Raw genomic sequence first — 14,755 nt, forward strand, 5'->3', positions numbered from 1 at the left:
GTCGTGCAGCAGGTCGCGCCCGCATCGGCTGCGGAAAAGGCAGGCTTGCGCCCCGGCGACCGCATCGTGTCGATCATGGGGCGTCAGATCGACAGCTTCACCGACATCGCGCCGATCGTGTCGCTGCGTCCGGGTGAAGTCCTGCCCTATGTCATCGAACGCGATGGTCAGCGCACCGCCATGACGATTGCAGCGGGCGAGCGGATCGAAAAGGACCGGTTCGGCAATATCTTCCGCCTCGGCCAATTGGGCGTGATGTCCGACAAGGTCGAATTCCGCGACATCGCGCTGTGGGAGATCCCGGTGGTCGGTACATTGCGGACGGGCCAGATGTTCGTGTCCGCCATGGACGGCCTCGGCCAGATCATCACCGGACGCCGATCGGTCAAGGAATTGGGCGGACCGCTCAAGATCGCCGATGTCTCCGGCCAGGCCGCGATGATGGGGCTGTTCGGCTTCCTCACCTTCATGGCGCTCATCTCGATTAACTTGGGGTTCATCAACTTATTGCCAATCCCGATGCTGGATGGCGGGCATCTGCTGTTTTACGGGATTGAGGCGCTGCAGCGTCGGCCGGTCAGCCCGCAGGTGCAGGAATGGGCCTATCGATCGGGCTTGGCGCTGCTGATGACGGTAATGGTGCTGGTGACTTTCAACGATTTGTCGTCTTTCGGGCTGTGGAAGAGCCTGTCCGGCTTGATCGGTTGACGCGCATCGGGCAGGGAAGCCCGGTTTGGCGACGTCTGTTGCGGCGGAAACAAAATTTTTCGAGTTTTTGAGGTGATGCGGGTGACAGCGATGAACAGCAGCAAGAGGCAGCGCCCGGTCGTGGTCGCCCTGTTGGCGACGACGATGATCGCAGGTCTGTCTGCGCTCCCGGCCATGGCACAGGATGCTGCCGCGCCCGCGCCCGTGGTTGCGCCCGCGTCGCTGCCCGCAGCACAGGGCACGATCAGCAGCATCACCGTCACCGGCACGCAGCGGCTCGAATCCGGCACCGTCCTGTCCTACACCAAGCTGCGCATCGGCCAGCCCTACAGCCAGGAAAGCCTCGATCAGGGCTTGCGCGACCTGTATGAGACGGAATTGTTCGCCGACGTCCAGATCCGCAACGACAATGGTGCCCTGACCGTCGAGGTGAAGGAAAATCCGGTCATCAACCGCATCGTGCTGGAAGGCAATAAGCGGCTGAAAGAAGACAAGATCCGGCCAGAAATCAAGCTCGCCCCGCGCCAGATCTATACCCGGTCCAAGGTGCGCGCCGACGTCGCCCGCATCGTCGAACTCTATCGCCGTCAGGGCCGTTTTGCCGCGACGATCGAGCCGAAACTGGTGCAGTTGGACCAGAACCGCGTCGATATCGTCTATGAGATCAGCGAAGGGCCTAAGTCCAAGGTCCGCCAGATCAACATCATCGGCAATGAGAAGTTCAAGGACGGCGCGCTGCGCAGCCAGATGGTGACCAAACAGTCGCGCTGGTTCCGGCTCTTCTCGTCAGGCACCAGCTATGATCCCGATCGCTTGGCCTATGACCAGCAGAAACTGCGCCAATATTATCTGACCGAAGGCTATGCCGACTTCCGCGTGATTTCGGCGGTCGCCGAACTGACGCCGGACAAGCAGGACTTCATCATCACCTATGTGGTGGAAGAGGGCGAGCGCTACAAGTTCGGCGACGTGAAGGTCGAATCGGACATTCGCGACCTGTCGGGCGATGGCCTGACCAAGCGGCTGCCGATGAAGAAGGGCGATTGGTATAACGCCAAGCAGGTCGAGGATACGGTCGATACGCTGAGCGAGACCGCCGGCCTGTTCGGCTATGCCTTTGCCGAAGTGTCGCCGGACTTCAACCGCGACAAGGATACGCTGACGATGGGGATTAATTTCCGCATCGCCAACGCACCGCGCGTTTATGTCGAGCGCGTCGACATCAACGGCAATACGCTGACGCAGGACAAGGTCGTCCGTCGCGAATTCCGTCTGGCCGAAGGGGATGCGTTCAACAGCTTCCTGGTCAAGCGGTCGAAGGACCGGATCAATTCGCTCGGCTATTTTCAGGAAAAGCTCGACATCGAGCAGAAGCCGGGCTCCGCGCCCGACCGCATCGTCCTCGAAACCAACGTGCAGGAAAAATCGACCGGCGAATTGTCGCTCTCGGCGGGCTTCTCGTCGCTGGAACGCTTCATCGTGTCGGCCTCGATCACGCAGCGCAACTTCCGCGGCAAGGGCCAGGAACTGCGCACCTCGGTCAACTATTCGGCCTATTCCAAGTCGATCGAACTGGGTTTCACCGAGCCCTATTTCATGGACAAGAATATCGCGCTGGGCGGCGACATCTATCGCCGTGACCTCAACAGCTTCCGCTATCTGACCAGCAACACGCGCGACACGACCTATGAGAATACGTCGACGGGTATCCAGTTGCGTGCGGGTGTGCCGATCACCGAATATATGTCGCTGGCGCTGCGCTATCAGCTCAATTTCGATGATACGACGCTGGACGAAGATACTTATTATTCGGACACGGACGGCGACGGCACGCGCGAGTGCGATCCCCTCATCGCGGGTCGTTATCTGTGCGATGCGATCGGCAAGCGCACCACGTCGTCGCTTGGCTACTCGCTGATCTACGACACGCGCGACAACCGCATCCGCCCGACGCGCGGCCATAACGTTGTGTTGAGCCAGGATTTTGCCGGGCTTGGCGGTAACGTCAAATATATCAAGACCCGGATCAACGGCTCCAAATTCTTCCCGCTGGGCAGTGGCTTCATCTTCTCGGTCTCGGCCGAAGGCGGCTATATCCACAGCCTGGAAGGCGAACGCCGCGATGCAACCGGCGAACTGGTCGAAAAGGTCCGCCTGGTCGATCGCTTCTTCCTGGGTGAACCGCAGTTCCGTGGCTTCGACATTCGCGGTGTCGGCCCGCGCGTAAAGCGCTTCTATCTGCAACCGCAGACCAACGACGACGGTTCGACCAGCTATGTTCGCGACAATAGCAACAATAACGTGTCCGATGACGCGCTGGGCGGCAAGATCTACTATCTCGCTCGCGCCGAAGTCGAAATTCCGCTTGGCTCCGGCGCACGCGAAATGGGCCTTCGTCCGTCGATCTTCATGGATGTCGGTGCCGTCGCTGGGTTGAAGAACCCGACCCTTGTGAATGGCGATGGCACATTTGCGGGCTATTGCACCGTGGCGCCTGCACCGGGCAATACCGGTTCGACGACACAGGTCAGGGCGCCCTCCATCGGCAACTGCGATGCGGCGCCGACCGGGTTCGTGGCCAGTTATGCTGGTGGTGCCTTCGAAGAAGTCTATCTCGGCGATACGCTCAAGCCGCGTCTGTCGGTTGGCTTTGGCGTCAACTGGAACTCGCCCTTCGGCCCGTTCCGCATCGACATTGCCAGGGCGCTGCTCAAGGAACCTGGCGACGATAACAAGCTCATTACCTTCAACGTAGGGACTCAATTCTGATGAAGACCATGTTCAAAGCCGCGGCGCTCGCTCTTGCGCCCATGACCGCCATCGCCCTGACCGCCATGCCGGCTGTTGCCCAGACCAAGTCGGGCCTGGCCGTCGTCGATCTGGAAGAAGCTGTTGCCAAGAGCTCGGCCTACACCACCGCGATCAGCCAGATGCAGACCACCTATAAGCCGCAGATCGACGCGCTCAACACGCGCCGCACTGCGATCGAAGCGGACCTCAAGACCAAGGGCGATGCGCTCCAGGCCGCATTGACGGCAGCGGGCAACAAGCCGACCCCGGCGATCGAAACCCAGTATCAGCAATATCAGCAGACGCAGCAGACTGCGCAGGCCGAACTGCAGCGCATGGGCCAGCCGATCGCCATCGCGCGCGCCTATGTCGAGGAACAGCTCGTCGCCAAGCTGAACGATGCGCTCAAGGCCGCAACCGCCAAGACCAAGTCGGAAATCGTGGTCAAGAAGGCCGCGACCGAGAGCTTCGGCGCGGGCGCTGACATTACCCCCGCTGTCATCACCGAACTCAACGCGCTGGTCCCCAGCGTATCGATCACCCCGCCCGCCGGCTGGCAGCCCGGTGGTCGCCAGGCAGCGCCCGCCGCTGCCCCGGCGCAGGCTCCCAAGTCGCGCTGATAAGAATGACGGGAGAGGTTGAAACGACCGCGCTTGGCCCGATGGATGTCCGTCGGGTCATGGCTGCGCTGCCGCATCGCTATCCGATGCTGCTGATTGACCGCGTGGTGTCGCTGGTGCCCAACCAGTCGATTCACGCGATCAAGGCAGTCTCGGTAAACGAACCCTTTTTCCAAGGGCATTTCCCGACCCGGCCGATCATGCCCGGCGTCCTGATCGTCGAAGCGATGGCGCAGGCGGCTGGTGTGTTGGCGGTGGAATCGATGCAACTCGCCGATACCGGCAAGCTCGTCTATTTCATGAGCATCGACGGCGCGAAGTTCCGCTCGCCGGTGGAGCCGGGCTGCCTGCTCGACCTGCATGTCGAAGTGACCCAGAATCGCGGCGCGATCTGCAAGTTCAGCGGCAAGGCGATGATCGGCGACAAACTGGCCGCCGAAGCGCAGTTCGTCGCGATGATCGCCGATCCGCCCAAGGATTGAGCCAACCCTCCGTCATCCCAGCGTCCGCTGGCATGACGACTGGGGGTTATCCCTTGCCAAGGCGCGCCGAACCCGCTAACGGCGCGCCTTCGCTATTTACAGCATCCACAGCCGGTCGGAACCGGCACATACGGAGCGTTACGCCATGAAGGCCAATACCCACCCCGACTACCACATGATCACCGTGCAGATGACCGACGGCACGACCTTCCAGACCCGCTCGACCTGGGGCAAGGAAGGCGACACGCTGGCGCTCGACATCGACCCCAAGTCGCACCCGGCCTGGACTGGCGGCAACCGTCAGATGGACACTGGTGGCCAGGTGGCACGCTTCAACAAGCGTTTCGGTGGTCTGACGCTGAAGAAGTAATCGGCCTTCCATGGTTGAACGAAAAGGGCGCCCACTGGGCGCCCTTTTTGGTTTTGGGAAGAGAGGTTCCGTTCGTTTCGAGCGAAGTCGAGAAACGCCCGCACAGCGCTTGCCGCTTCTCGACTTCGCTCGCATCGAACGGGGACGACTTGCGATAATATATGTAGTCGCGGGCGCGAGGGCGTTACCCCGCCCGATCTGCATCCAGAAACGCGGCCACATCGTCCAGCACGACATCCTTCGACAGAAATGTCTGGCCGATGCCGCGCGCCAGCAGGAAGGGCAGGGTGCCCGCCGCCATCTTCTTGTCGTGCAACATATGGCCCACCAATACTGCGCCATCGGCGGTGACATGCGCGGAGGCGAGATCGTAAGGTAGGCCGACCGACAGCAGATGCGCGGTCACCCGGTCGGCATCCGCCTGTGGGCACAGACCAAGCCGCGCGGAATAGCGAAACGCCAATGCCATGCCCGCCGCGACGCCTTCGCCATGGAGCAGCGTGTCGGAAAAGCCCGTGTCAGCCTCCAACGCATGGCCAAATGTGTGGCCAAGGTTGAGCAGCGCGCGGCGACCCGATGTCTCGCGCTCGTCATCGGCGACGATCGCCGCCTTGGCGCGGACGCTGCGTTCGATCGCATAGGTCCGCGCGGCGGGGTCGCCCGCCAGCAGGTCGCCGGCATGCGCCTCGCACCAGGCGAAGAAGGCGGGATCGTCGATCAGGCCATATTTGACGACTTCGGCATAGCCCGCACGGGTTTCGCGCGGCGGCAGGCTATCGAGCGTCGACGGATCGATCAGCACCAAAGCAGGCTGATAGAAGCTGCCGACCAGATTCTTGCCCGCTTGCGTATTAATCGCGGTCTTGCCACCCACCGATGAATCCACCTGCGCCAGCAAAGTGGTCGGCACCTGGATGAAGCGGCAGCCGCGCTTGAGGATCGAGGCGGCAAAACCGACCAGATCGCCGATCACGCCGCCGCCCAGCGCGACGATATGGTCGCCGCGCTCGATCTCCAGCGCCAGCAGCGCATCGAGCAATTGCTCCAGATGCCGCCAGCTTTTGGTCTGTTCGCCCGGCGGCAGAATGATCGGCTCGGCCATGATACCAACCGTGCGCAGGCTGGCGTCCAGCCGTGGGAGTTGCGCGGCCGCGACATGCGCGTCGGTGACGACCACCAGCCGCCCGTTGCGGGCATAGGGGCTGAGGAGATCGCCCGCGCGATCGAGCGCGCCCTGTTCGATCGGGATGTCGTAACTGCGCGCACCCAGCGCGACCTGCACTATTGCCATGCCGTCAATTGCTCCATGATGCGTTCGACCGTCACTTCATGCGGCGCGGCGACGCTTTTGACGTGGATGGGGGCGAGCGCATAGACCGGATTGCGCACCGCCGTCAGTTCGGTCAGCACCGTGCGCGGATCGCGATCCTTGAGCAACGGCCGCCCCTCCCGCCGCGAAACCCGGTCCACCAACACATCGATGTCGGCATCCAGCCAGATCGCCGTCGCCTGTTCCAGGATCAGCGCACGAGTCTCCTCCTGCATGAAAGCGCCGCCGCCGGTCGCGATCACCTTGGGCGCGCCATCCATCAGCCTTGCGATCACCCGCCGCTCGCCATCGCGGAAATAGGCTTCGTCATAGCGGGCGAAAATCTCGCTCACGCTCATGCCCGCCGCCTTTTCGATTTCCTCATCGGCATCGACGAACGCCAGCCCCAGCCGGGCCGCCAGCCGCCGCCCGACCGTCGATTTGCCCACGCCCATCATCCCCACCAGGACGATGGGACCGCGCCGGTCGACGGATGGGGGGAATTTGCTGTTTCGCTGCATGCCGAGCGGGGCTATACAGCCCCCCGTCACAGAGGCAAATCGCATCTTTTGCTCGTCGCCCGGCTCAGCCGCAGAAGGACACATGAAGAAAAATCGCAATTTCAGCAGTTTCGAAGGCAGCCGCCGCCGCCGTGGCACCAACTTGCCGATCCTGCCCATCGCCCTTGTCCTGCTGGTCATTCTTCTGCTCGCCTTCTTCTGGTCGCGCGGCGGCGAACAGCCGCAGGCGCAGGTCGAAAAGGCCATCCCCGCTGAGAAGCTGGGCCAGTAAGGCATATGCGGGTCAAGGGGGGCACGTCTAAAAGGAGCAGAGCGAAATGGGCGCTGGGCAGCTTTGCCCTGGCCCTCGCGCTGCCTGTGGTCGCGCAACAGGCGCCCGAATCGCTCTTGCCGCCCGGCTTCGGCGACGCGCCCGAAGCGCCGACGCCTGCACCAACGCCCGCGCGCCCTGCACCTGGCACGCCTGCAGCGCCCGCCTTGCCGACCCTCAACCCGGCAACGCCGCCCGAATTGTCGCTGCTGGCCGAAGCGGACAACGCAGCGGCCGAAGAAGAACTGACGCCCGAAGAACTGGCGGCGGAAAAGGCGAAATATGACCTGCCCGACACGGCGCGCCGTTCGCTCGCCCGTATCGGCGCACTGACGCCGCAGACGCGCGGGCTGGAGCCGGACGCGTTCGGCAACCAGTCGGGCAAATATCTCGCCGCGCTGATGAAGGAGACGCATGCGCCGATCCTGTCGCGCTGGGCGTCGATCCTGCTGCGGCGCACGCTTTTGTCGGCGACGGATACGCCGGCCGACATTGACGGCGCGGACTGGGCGGCCGAGCGCGCCTGGCTACTGTTGCGCATGGGGGAGGCGGACAGCGCCCGGACCATGGTGCAAAGCGTCGATCCCGATCGCTACACCCCGCGCCTCTACGCCGTTGCCATGCAGGCCTATCTTGGCAGCGCCGATCCGGCCGGGCTTTGCCCCCTGTCGGAAGGCGCGCTGCGGGTCAGCAAGGAACCCGGCTGGGACATGACGCGCGCCATATGCGCTGCCTTGTCGGGGGATCAGGGCACCGCCAGCGGCGCGCTCAACCAGGCGCAGCGACGCGGCGTGGTGCGCGGCATCGATTATCGGCTGGCGGAAAAGGTCGTCGGCACCGGCTTCAATGCCCGCCGATCGGTGAAGATCGAATGGGATACGGTCAGTCAATTGACCGCCTGGCGCTTTGGCCTCGCGACGGCGCTCAATGTCGAGATCCCCGATGCGCTGTTTGGCACGGTGGGTCCGCACGTCCGCGCCTGGGAAGCGCGCGCGCCTGCCCTGAGCGCCGTGCGGCGGCGACCCGGCGTCGAAGTCGCGGCGCGCCTTGGCGTGTTTTCCAGCGCGGCGCTGGTCGGCTTCTATGGCCAGATGAGCACCGAAGGCGACACGCCCGCTGACATGGCGGATCGGATCGACGCGCTGCGCACTGCCCATGCCGGGGCGACGGTGGGCAATCGTATCGGCGCGATGCAGCGCTTGTGGCGTGATAATAGCAATCCCGACTATGTCGGCCTGATCACGACTGCACGGGCGGCCGCCGCGCTGCCGGTGGCACAGGCCGATGCCCGCGATGCGGCCAATCTGGTCGCGTCGATGCTGACGGCAGGCTATGACCGCAATGCCGCGCGCTGGGCGCGGGCGCTGGGCCAAATCGACGGCGATGGCGCGGCCCAATTTTGGGGCCTGCTTGCGGTTGGCGCACCCAGCTCCGTAGTCGATATCAATGACAGCCGCATTTCGACCTATATCGGTGAGGTAGGACAAGAAAAGGGCCGGATGCTGATCGCGGCGCTGGCAGGCCTTGCGCGACTATCGGCCGACGATGCCGCGTCACTGGCGCAGGATAATGGCGTGACGCTTGCCGCCAACAGCCGCTGGGCGCGCGCGATCGGCGCAGCGGCGCAGCGTGGCGAGAAGGCGACCGTCGCCTTGCTCGCAGCCGTCGGCATGCAGGGGCGCGACTGGCGCCGCCTGCCACCAGCGCATCTCTATCATGTCGTCGCCGCGCTTCATCGTGTCGGGCTGGACCCCGAAGCGCGGATGATCGCGGCGGAGGCGATCAGCCGGACCTGACCATGGCGGATGATGACGCCCTGATCGACCGCTTTCTCGAAATGATGGCGGCGGAACGTGGCGCGTCGCGCAACACGCTACTGGCCTATCGCGCGGACCTGAACGGGGCGGCGACCATCGTCGGCGGCCTGGTGGCGGCGAGCAAGGAGCGGCTGGGCGATCTCGCCGGGGCATGGGCGGCACTCGCCGCCTCGTCGGTCGCACGCAAATCCTCGGCCCTGCGCGCTTTCTACGCCTTTCTCGAAGAGGAAGGGCTGCGCCTCGATAATCCCACCGCCGCGCTTCCCCGTCCAGTGACACGCCGATCCCTGCCTAAGATATTGTCCACCGCCGAAGTTGATTCGCTCTTCGCCTTGATCGAAGAACGGTTGGCGGTGGCCCATCCTGCGCCGCACGACCGGCGGCTGTCGGCCCTGATCGAACTGCTCTACGGGTCGGGCCTGCGCGCGACCGAACTGGTGTCGCTGCCGCGCCGCGCGCTGGCCTCGGATCGGCCCTTCCTGATCCTCAAGGGCAAGGGCGGACGGGAGCGGCTGGTGCCCATTTCCGATCGCGCGCGCGCTGCGGTTGCGACCTGGCTGACCCATGTGCCGCTCGACAGTCCGTGGCTCTTCCCATCGGGGAAATCCTATCTCAGCCGCATCCGGCTCTATCAACTGGTCAAGGCGCTGGCCGCCGCGGCGGGCATCGCGCCGGAACGGGTCAGCCCCCATGTGCTGCGCCACGCCTTTGCCACCCATTTGCTAGAGGGCGGCGCGGATCTGCGCGCGCTGCAATCGATGCTGGGCCATGCCGATATCGGCACCACGCAAATCTACACCCATGTCGACAGCCGCCGGCTGATCGAATTGGTCAACAGCCGCCATCCCCTGGCGACGATGGTGCAACGCTGCGTTGACGACGGCGCGTCGCCGCCCTAACGCCAGCGCCATGGTTAGCTTTCTGGAATTTGAAAAGCCCATCGCCGAACTGGAGGCGCGCATCGTCGAATTGCGCGCCACGGCGAGCGCTGGCGACATTAATATTGACGGCGAAATCGCGACGCTGGAGCAGCGCGCGGCCAAGATGCTGGGCGACACCTATGCCAAGCTGACGCCGTGGCAGAAGACGCAGGTCGCCCGCCACGCCGAACGGCCGCATTTCAAGGATTATGTCGCCGGTCTGTTCGACAATTTCATGCCGCTGGCGGGGGACCGCGCTTTCTCTGACGATCAGGCGATCGTCGGCGGCTTTGCAACGCTTGGCGATCGGCGTCTGATGGTCATCGGCCATGAAAAGGGCGACGATACCGCCAGCCGGGTGCGGCATAATTTCGGCATGGCCAAGCCCGAAGGCTATCGCAAGGCGATCCGCCTGATGGAACTGGCCGACCGTTTTGGCCTGCCCGTCGTCACGCTGGTCGATACGTCCGGCGCCTTTCCGGGCGTGCAGGCCGAAGAGCGCGGCCAGGCCGAGGCGATCGCGCGCTCGACCGAAGCCTGCCTCAAGCTCGGCGTGCCGATGGTCGCCGCCGTGGTTGGCGAAGGCGGATCGGGCGGCGCGATTGCGCTGGCGGCTGCCAATCGCGTGCTGATGTTCGAACATGCGGTCTATTCGGTGATTTCGCCCGAAGGCTGCGCCTCGATCCTGTGGCGCACAGCGGCCAAGGCCAGCGAAGCGGCGACGGCGATGCAGGTCACGGCCCAGCATCTCAAGGCGCTGGGCGTCATCGACCGGATCGTGCCGGAACCGATGGGCGGCGCGCATCGCGACCCGGTGCAGGCGATCGCCAATCTGGGCACCGCGATCGAAGCGGAACTGGATTCGTTATCGAACATGGATGCCGGTGCGCTGCGCACTGACCGGGCCGATAAATTTCTGGCCATAGGCGCCTGAACTACCGTCTTTTTTGGAACAGCTGACCCCTGTTTCTCGTTACGTGTCGGTAATGGGAATGGGATGGGATAAAGTGATGAACCGGAAGATGATGTTTGGCTGTTCGGCCGCCGCCCTAGTCGTGGCCGCCAGCGCCCCTGCCGTGATCGGGCAGCAGCGCGCGATCCGCACGGTGAGTTCGATCAGCGCGCAGGACAAGAGCAGCGGGGCCAAGCAGCACCCGGAATTGCTCAAGGAATTTGGCGGCGGCTATAGCGGTCCCCAGGCAAAATATGTCGAAAGCGTCGGACGGCGCATCGCGGTCCAGTCGGGCCTGTCCAACGCCCAAAGCGACTTCACCGTTACCCTGCTCAATTCGCCGGTCAACAACGCCTTCGCCATTCCCGGCGGCTATGTCTATGTCACGCGCCAGCTGATGGCGCTGATGAATGATGAGGCGGAACTGGCCGGCGTGCTGGGGCATGAGGTCGGCCATGTCGCCGCCCAACATGGCCAGCGGCGGCAAAAGACCGCGCAGCGCAACGCGATCGGGGGCGCGCTGCTCGGCGCTTTGGCGGGCGCCTTCCTGGGTGATTCGGGCTTCGGCAACCTCATTCAGAAGGGCATCGGCACCGGCAGCCAATTGTTGACGCTCAAATTCTCGCGCAGCCAGGAATATGAGGCGGATGATCTGGGCATCCGCTATCTTGCATCGGGCGGCTATGACCCCCGCGCTTTGTCCGACATGCTGGCCTCATTGGCGGCACAGAGCAATCTGGACGCGCGTCTGGCGGGCAGTGCCCGATCGACCCCGGAATGGGCCAGCACCCATCCTGATCCCGCTTCACGCGTAAACCGCGCGGCACGCGGCGCGGGCGGTAGTGGCTCAAAGGCCACGGTGCGCAATCGCGATGTCTTTCTCGCCGCGCTCGATGGCATCCTGTACGGCGATGATCCCAAGCAGGGCATTATCGAAGGCAGTCGTTTCCGCCACCCCGACCTGCGCCTCAGCTTTGCCGCCCCCTCCGGCTTCGGCATGGAAAATGGGTCTGATGCGGTGTCGATCATGGGCTCCGGCGGGCAGGCCCAATTCAGCGCTGCCCCTTATTCGGGCAATCTGGCCAGCTACATAGACGGTGTCTTTGCGCAGATGGGCGGCGGGCAGGGGAGTGTCCCCACCGGCACCGTCAGTCGCACCACCGTCAACGGCCTGCCCGCGGCATGGCGGACCGTGCGCGCCACCAGCCAGTCAAGCCAAGTTGATGCCACGGTATTCGCCTATGACTTCGGGGGCGGGAAGGCCTATCATTTCCTGCTGCTGACGCCCGCGGGCCAGGGGATCGCGCCATTCACCGCGATGGTCCAGTCGATGCAGCGGCTATCCGCGCAGGATGCAGCGACGATCAAGCCGCGTCGCATCGATGTCGTGACTGTAAAATCCGGCGACACCGTCCAGTCGCTGAGCCAGCGGATGGCCTATCCCGACTATAAGCTGGAACGGTTTTTGACGATCAACGCGCTGAACGCGAACGCATCCTTGCGCGCCGGGCAAAAGATGAAGATCATTATCTGAATGAAATAAAAACAAGGGGGAGAATTGCTTCTCCCCCTTGTTCAAATAGTAATAGCATCAAGCCAGATAAATCTTAGGTACCGCTTTTCGTGTTGCCATTGGCGATAGCAGTTGACGTCTTGGTGAAGGTCGTCTTCAGATTGTCGCCGAGGCTCGTCATGGCAGTGATAGCCGCGACGGCGATCAAGGCAGCGATCAAGCCATATTCGATCGCGGTCGCGCCTTCTTCGTTCTTCAACATCTTGCGAATGAACTGCATTGTAAATCTCCTGATGGGAAATGATGTATAACTACCCGGCCGCCCCGCCTTGGAAGTTCGTGGTCAGCGAAAATTTTTCTAGCGAATATCAGTTGATGAATCTTTAATGCCGAGAAAAATTGTAAATTGATTATGGTTAAATCGCATTAACTTCCTCAGCCATGTTGTTCCACATGCTTGTAGTGTTGTTCGCCATGCTCTCGACCGCGACCATGATCAATAGCGTGATCATCGCAAGAATGAAGGCATATTCTATCGTAGTTGCAGCTCGTTCACACCGTAGCGATTGCAAGCGGTCGATGATTTTACTCAGCCCACGCATACGGCCCCCACTTCGCTACAGACAGTCCCGCGTAGGCCTGTAAAGCATGCGTAGTTAACAAAGCCCTTGTCTGGATGAAGATGACGAAAATTTTGCCGTTGCTCGTGGTCGCGGTCGCCCTGATCGACGCGGATGGCCGCGTCCTGCTGCAGCAACGCCCGCCGGGAAAGGCGATGGCCGATCTGTGGGAATTTCCGGGGGGGAAGGTCGAGCCGGGCGAAACGCCCGAAGCCGCGTTGATCCGCGAGTTGGAAGAAGAACTGGGCATCCGCACGCACGCCAGCTGCCTGGCCCCTGCAACCTTCGCCAGCGAGCCGCTTGATGACCGGCATCTGCTGCTATTGCTTTATGTCTGTCGCAAGTGGGAGGGGGTGCCGCATCCCCATCATGCGACGGCGCTCAAATGGGTGCGTCCCGCGCAAATGTATGCGCTTCCCATGCCGCCAGCGGACCTGCCGCTGATCGGGATATTGGAAGCCCTGCTGTAAAGCGAAGGGCACCGGTATCCCGGTGCCCGTGAAGATCAGTCTTCCTTCGCCTTGCTCTGCAACTGGATATAATTCTGAATGCCCATGCGTTCGATCATCTCGAACTGGGTTTCCAGCGTATCGACATGCTCTTCCTCGCTTTCGAGGATATATTGGAACAGGTCGCGGCTGACATAGTCGCGGATCGTCTCGCAATAGGCGATGGCGTCGCGCAGCACCGGCAGCGCCTCATATTCCAGCTCCAGATCCGACTTGAGGATTTCCTCCACCGTCTCGCCGATTTTGAGGCGGCCGAGCAGCTGAAAATTGGGCAGGCCGTCGAGGAAGAGGATGCGCTCTGCTACCTTGTCGGCATGTTTCATCTCGTCGATCGATTCGGAATATTCGAACTTGGCGAGCTTTTCGATGCCCCAATGGTTGAGCATGCGATAGTGCAGGAAATATTGATTGATCGCGGTCAACTCGTTGCGGAGCACCTCGTTCAGATAATCGATGACTTTCGGGTCGCCTTTCATGGCGTTTACTCCGGCTGTTAGGGAAAACCGGATGTATAACCCCTGTGCAGGGTGCTGTTAAGTCAAAAAACCTAGCAAAATCAAGGTTTTTTGGGACGCTATTGCGTCAAGGTCGCGATTGTTTCGTGCGGATGATTTGCAATGCTATCAGGCCGAAGCGCGCTCTGCCGCGATGATGGTGCGGGCAAAGGGAACGCACTGGCCGCATTTGGGCCGACGGCCGAAGCGCGCATAGGCGCTGCACGGCGTATCCGCGCCATCGCGCACGGCTTCCTTCAGATCCTTCTCACGAATGGCATTACAGATGCACACGACCATCGAAGCACTCTCCTGTTGGGACAGAGATAGCGTGGATGATAATGGGTCGCAATAGTAAAATGCACGCTTTTGCGACGCGGTCTCATATTTACATGATTTTGCGTTCAACGAATCCATAACGTTGAGCACGGGGTGACGTAAGTATTCTTTGAAAGCATCGTCACTAAGCATAAGGTCTATGATCGCAACGTTAGTCAGCATATTTACATAGCTTACATTTCCAGAAAATGTAAAGTTTTTCAAAATATCTTACGTATGCGCGCCAAATTTTTCTAGCAGTATCGATTTTGGATAGGTTAATGTCCCATAATTGGTTATAGAAACAGATAATAATTTTAAAGGAAGACAGCGATGACGACCTTTACGGGCCAACCTAATTCCGATGACTTCTTTTTGGGTAGCGCTACAGACGATATTTTCCAATATGCGGTAGCTAATCTAAATGCGGCCGACGTGTTTCGGTAATTGCTCACGGGGTCGGCAATTGGTGGGCTGATCAGGCGACCATGAATCTGCCGTC

17 protein-coding genes are annotated in these 14,755 nt (G+C 61.9%); 11 read left to right on the forward strand and 6 right to left on the reverse strand.

Annotated elements, in window-relative coordinates; genetic code table 11:
- The 5 genes from rseP to rpmE all read left to right on the forward strand — a co-directional run.
- The coding region (rseP, locus tag IL54_RS15120) for an RIP metalloprotease RseP (protein ID WP_156106304.1) at window positions 1–708 on the forward strand (708 nt) is incomplete at its 5' end.
- Window positions 709–798: 90 nt separating this feature from the next.
- The gene (gene bamA, locus IL54_RS15125) at window positions 799–3,477 is read left to right on the forward strand and encodes an outer membrane protein assembly factor BamA (protein ID WP_193378863.1); all 2,679 of its coding nucleotides are present in this window, start codon (window positions 799–801) and stop codon (window positions 3,475–3,477) included.
- Entirely contained in the window at window positions 3,477–4,118 is a 642-nt protein-coding gene (locus tag IL54_RS15130) for an OmpH family outer membrane protein (protein WP_037476681.1), read from the forward strand. Before bamA ends, IL54_RS15130 begins: the two co-directional genes overlap by 1 nt.
- A 5-nt stretch (window positions 4,119–4,123) precedes the next feature.
- Entirely contained in the window at window positions 4,124–4,600 is a 477-nt protein-coding gene (gene fabZ, locus IL54_RS15135) for a 3-hydroxyacyl-ACP dehydratase FabZ (protein WP_037476682.1), read from the forward strand.
- A 145-nt stretch (window positions 4,601–4,745) separates the two neighbouring features.
- Window positions 4,746–4,970, forward strand: coding sequence for a 50S ribosomal protein L31 (gene rpmE, locus IL54_RS15140; protein WP_037476683.1), 225 nt, complete (start codon window positions 4,746–4,748; stop codon window positions 4,968–4,970).
- A 184-nt stretch (window positions 4,971–5,154) separates the two neighbouring features.
- On the opposite strand, the gene aroB is transcribed toward rpmE, so the two are convergent.
- Both aroB and IL54_RS15150 read right to left on the reverse strand, forming a co-directional pair.
- A complete protein-coding gene (aroB, locus tag IL54_RS15145) occupies window positions 5,155–6,261 on the reverse strand; it encodes a 3-dehydroquinate synthase (RefSeq protein ID WP_037476684.1) in 1,107 nt (368 codons plus the stop codon).
- Entirely contained in the window at window positions 6,252–6,800 is a 549-nt protein-coding gene (locus IL54_RS15150; protein ID WP_037476685.1) for a shikimate kinase, read from the reverse strand. Before IL54_RS15150 ends, aroB begins: the two co-directional genes overlap by 10 nt.
- 82 nt (window positions 6,801–6,882) lie before the next feature.
- On the opposite strand from IL54_RS15150, the gene IL54_RS15155 reads away from it, so the two are divergent.
- The 5 genes from IL54_RS15155 (at window position 6,883) to IL54_RS15175 (ending at window position 12,333) form a co-directional block, all read left to right on the forward strand.
- Entirely contained in the window at window positions 6,883–7,071 is a 189-nt protein-coding gene (locus IL54_RS15155) for a hypothetical protein (protein WP_037476686.1), read from the forward strand.
- Between the two features lie 5 nt (window positions 7,072–7,076).
- Window positions 7,077–8,906: a hypothetical protein gene (locus IL54_RS15160; protein ID WP_037476687.1), complete on the forward strand. Its 1,830-nt coding sequence runs from the start codon at window positions 7,077–7,079 to the stop codon at window positions 8,904–8,906.
- Between the two features lie 2 nt (window positions 8,907–8,908).
- Entirely contained in the window at window positions 8,909–9,826 is a 918-nt protein-coding gene (locus IL54_RS15165) for a tyrosine recombinase (protein WP_037476688.1), read from the forward strand.
- A gap of 10 nt (window positions 9,827–9,836) precedes the next feature.
- Window positions 9,837–10,781 carry an acetyl-CoA carboxylase carboxyltransferase subunit alpha gene (locus tag IL54_RS15170; RefSeq protein ID WP_037476689.1) on the forward strand — a complete coding sequence of 315 codons (945 nt, stop codon included), beginning with the start codon at window positions 9,837–9,839 and terminating at the stop codon, window positions 10,779–10,781.
- A gap of 76 nt (window positions 10,782–10,857) precedes the next feature.
- Window positions 10,858–12,333: a M48 family metalloprotease gene (locus IL54_RS15175; protein WP_037476690.1), complete on the forward strand. Its 1,476-nt coding sequence runs from the start codon at window positions 10,858–10,860 to the stop codon at window positions 12,331–12,333.
- 73 nt (window positions 12,334–12,406) lie between these two features.
- On the opposite strand, the gene IL54_RS15180 is transcribed toward IL54_RS15175, so the two are convergent.
- Window positions 12,407–12,592 (reverse strand): Flp family type IVb pilin, encoded by a 186-nt coding sequence (locus tag IL54_RS15180; RefSeq protein ID WP_037476691.1) that lies wholly within the window; start codon window positions 12,590–12,592, stop codon window positions 12,407–12,409.
- A gap of 402 nt (window positions 12,593–12,994) precedes the next feature.
- On the opposite strand from IL54_RS15180, the gene IL54_RS15185 reads away from it, so the two are divergent.
- Window positions 12,995–13,402: a (deoxy)nucleoside triphosphate pyrophosphohydrolase gene (locus IL54_RS15185; RefSeq protein ID WP_037478830.1), complete on the forward strand. Its 408-nt coding sequence runs from the start codon at window positions 12,995–12,997 to the stop codon at window positions 13,400–13,402.
- 35 nt (window positions 13,403–13,437) lie between these two features.
- Here IL54_RS15185 and bfr read toward each other — a convergent pair whose 3' ends face one another.
- The 3 genes from bfr to IL54_RS25460 all read right to left on the reverse strand — a co-directional run.
- Window positions 13,438–13,917 carry a bacterioferritin gene (gene bfr, locus IL54_RS15190; RefSeq protein ID WP_037476693.1) on the reverse strand — a complete coding sequence of 160 codons (480 nt, stop codon included), beginning with the start codon at window positions 13,915–13,917 and terminating at the stop codon, window positions 13,438–13,440.
- Between the two features lie 147 nt (window positions 13,918–14,064).
- Window positions 14,065–14,235, reverse strand: coding sequence for a (2Fe-2S)-binding protein (locus IL54_RS15195; RefSeq protein ID WP_037476694.1), 171 nt, complete (start codon window positions 14,233–14,235; stop codon window positions 14,065–14,067).
- A 335-nt stretch (window positions 14,236–14,570) separates the two neighbouring features.
- Window positions 14,571–14,755, reverse strand: a 185-nt coding sequence (locus tag IL54_RS25460; RefSeq protein WP_237748897.1) for a hypothetical protein, incomplete at its 5' end; no start/stop codon positions are given.

It is taken from the genome of Sphingobium sp. ba1, from assembly GCF_000743655.1.
Classification (GTDB): Bacteria; Pseudomonadota; Alphaproteobacteria; order Sphingomonadales; family Sphingomonadaceae; genus Sphingobium.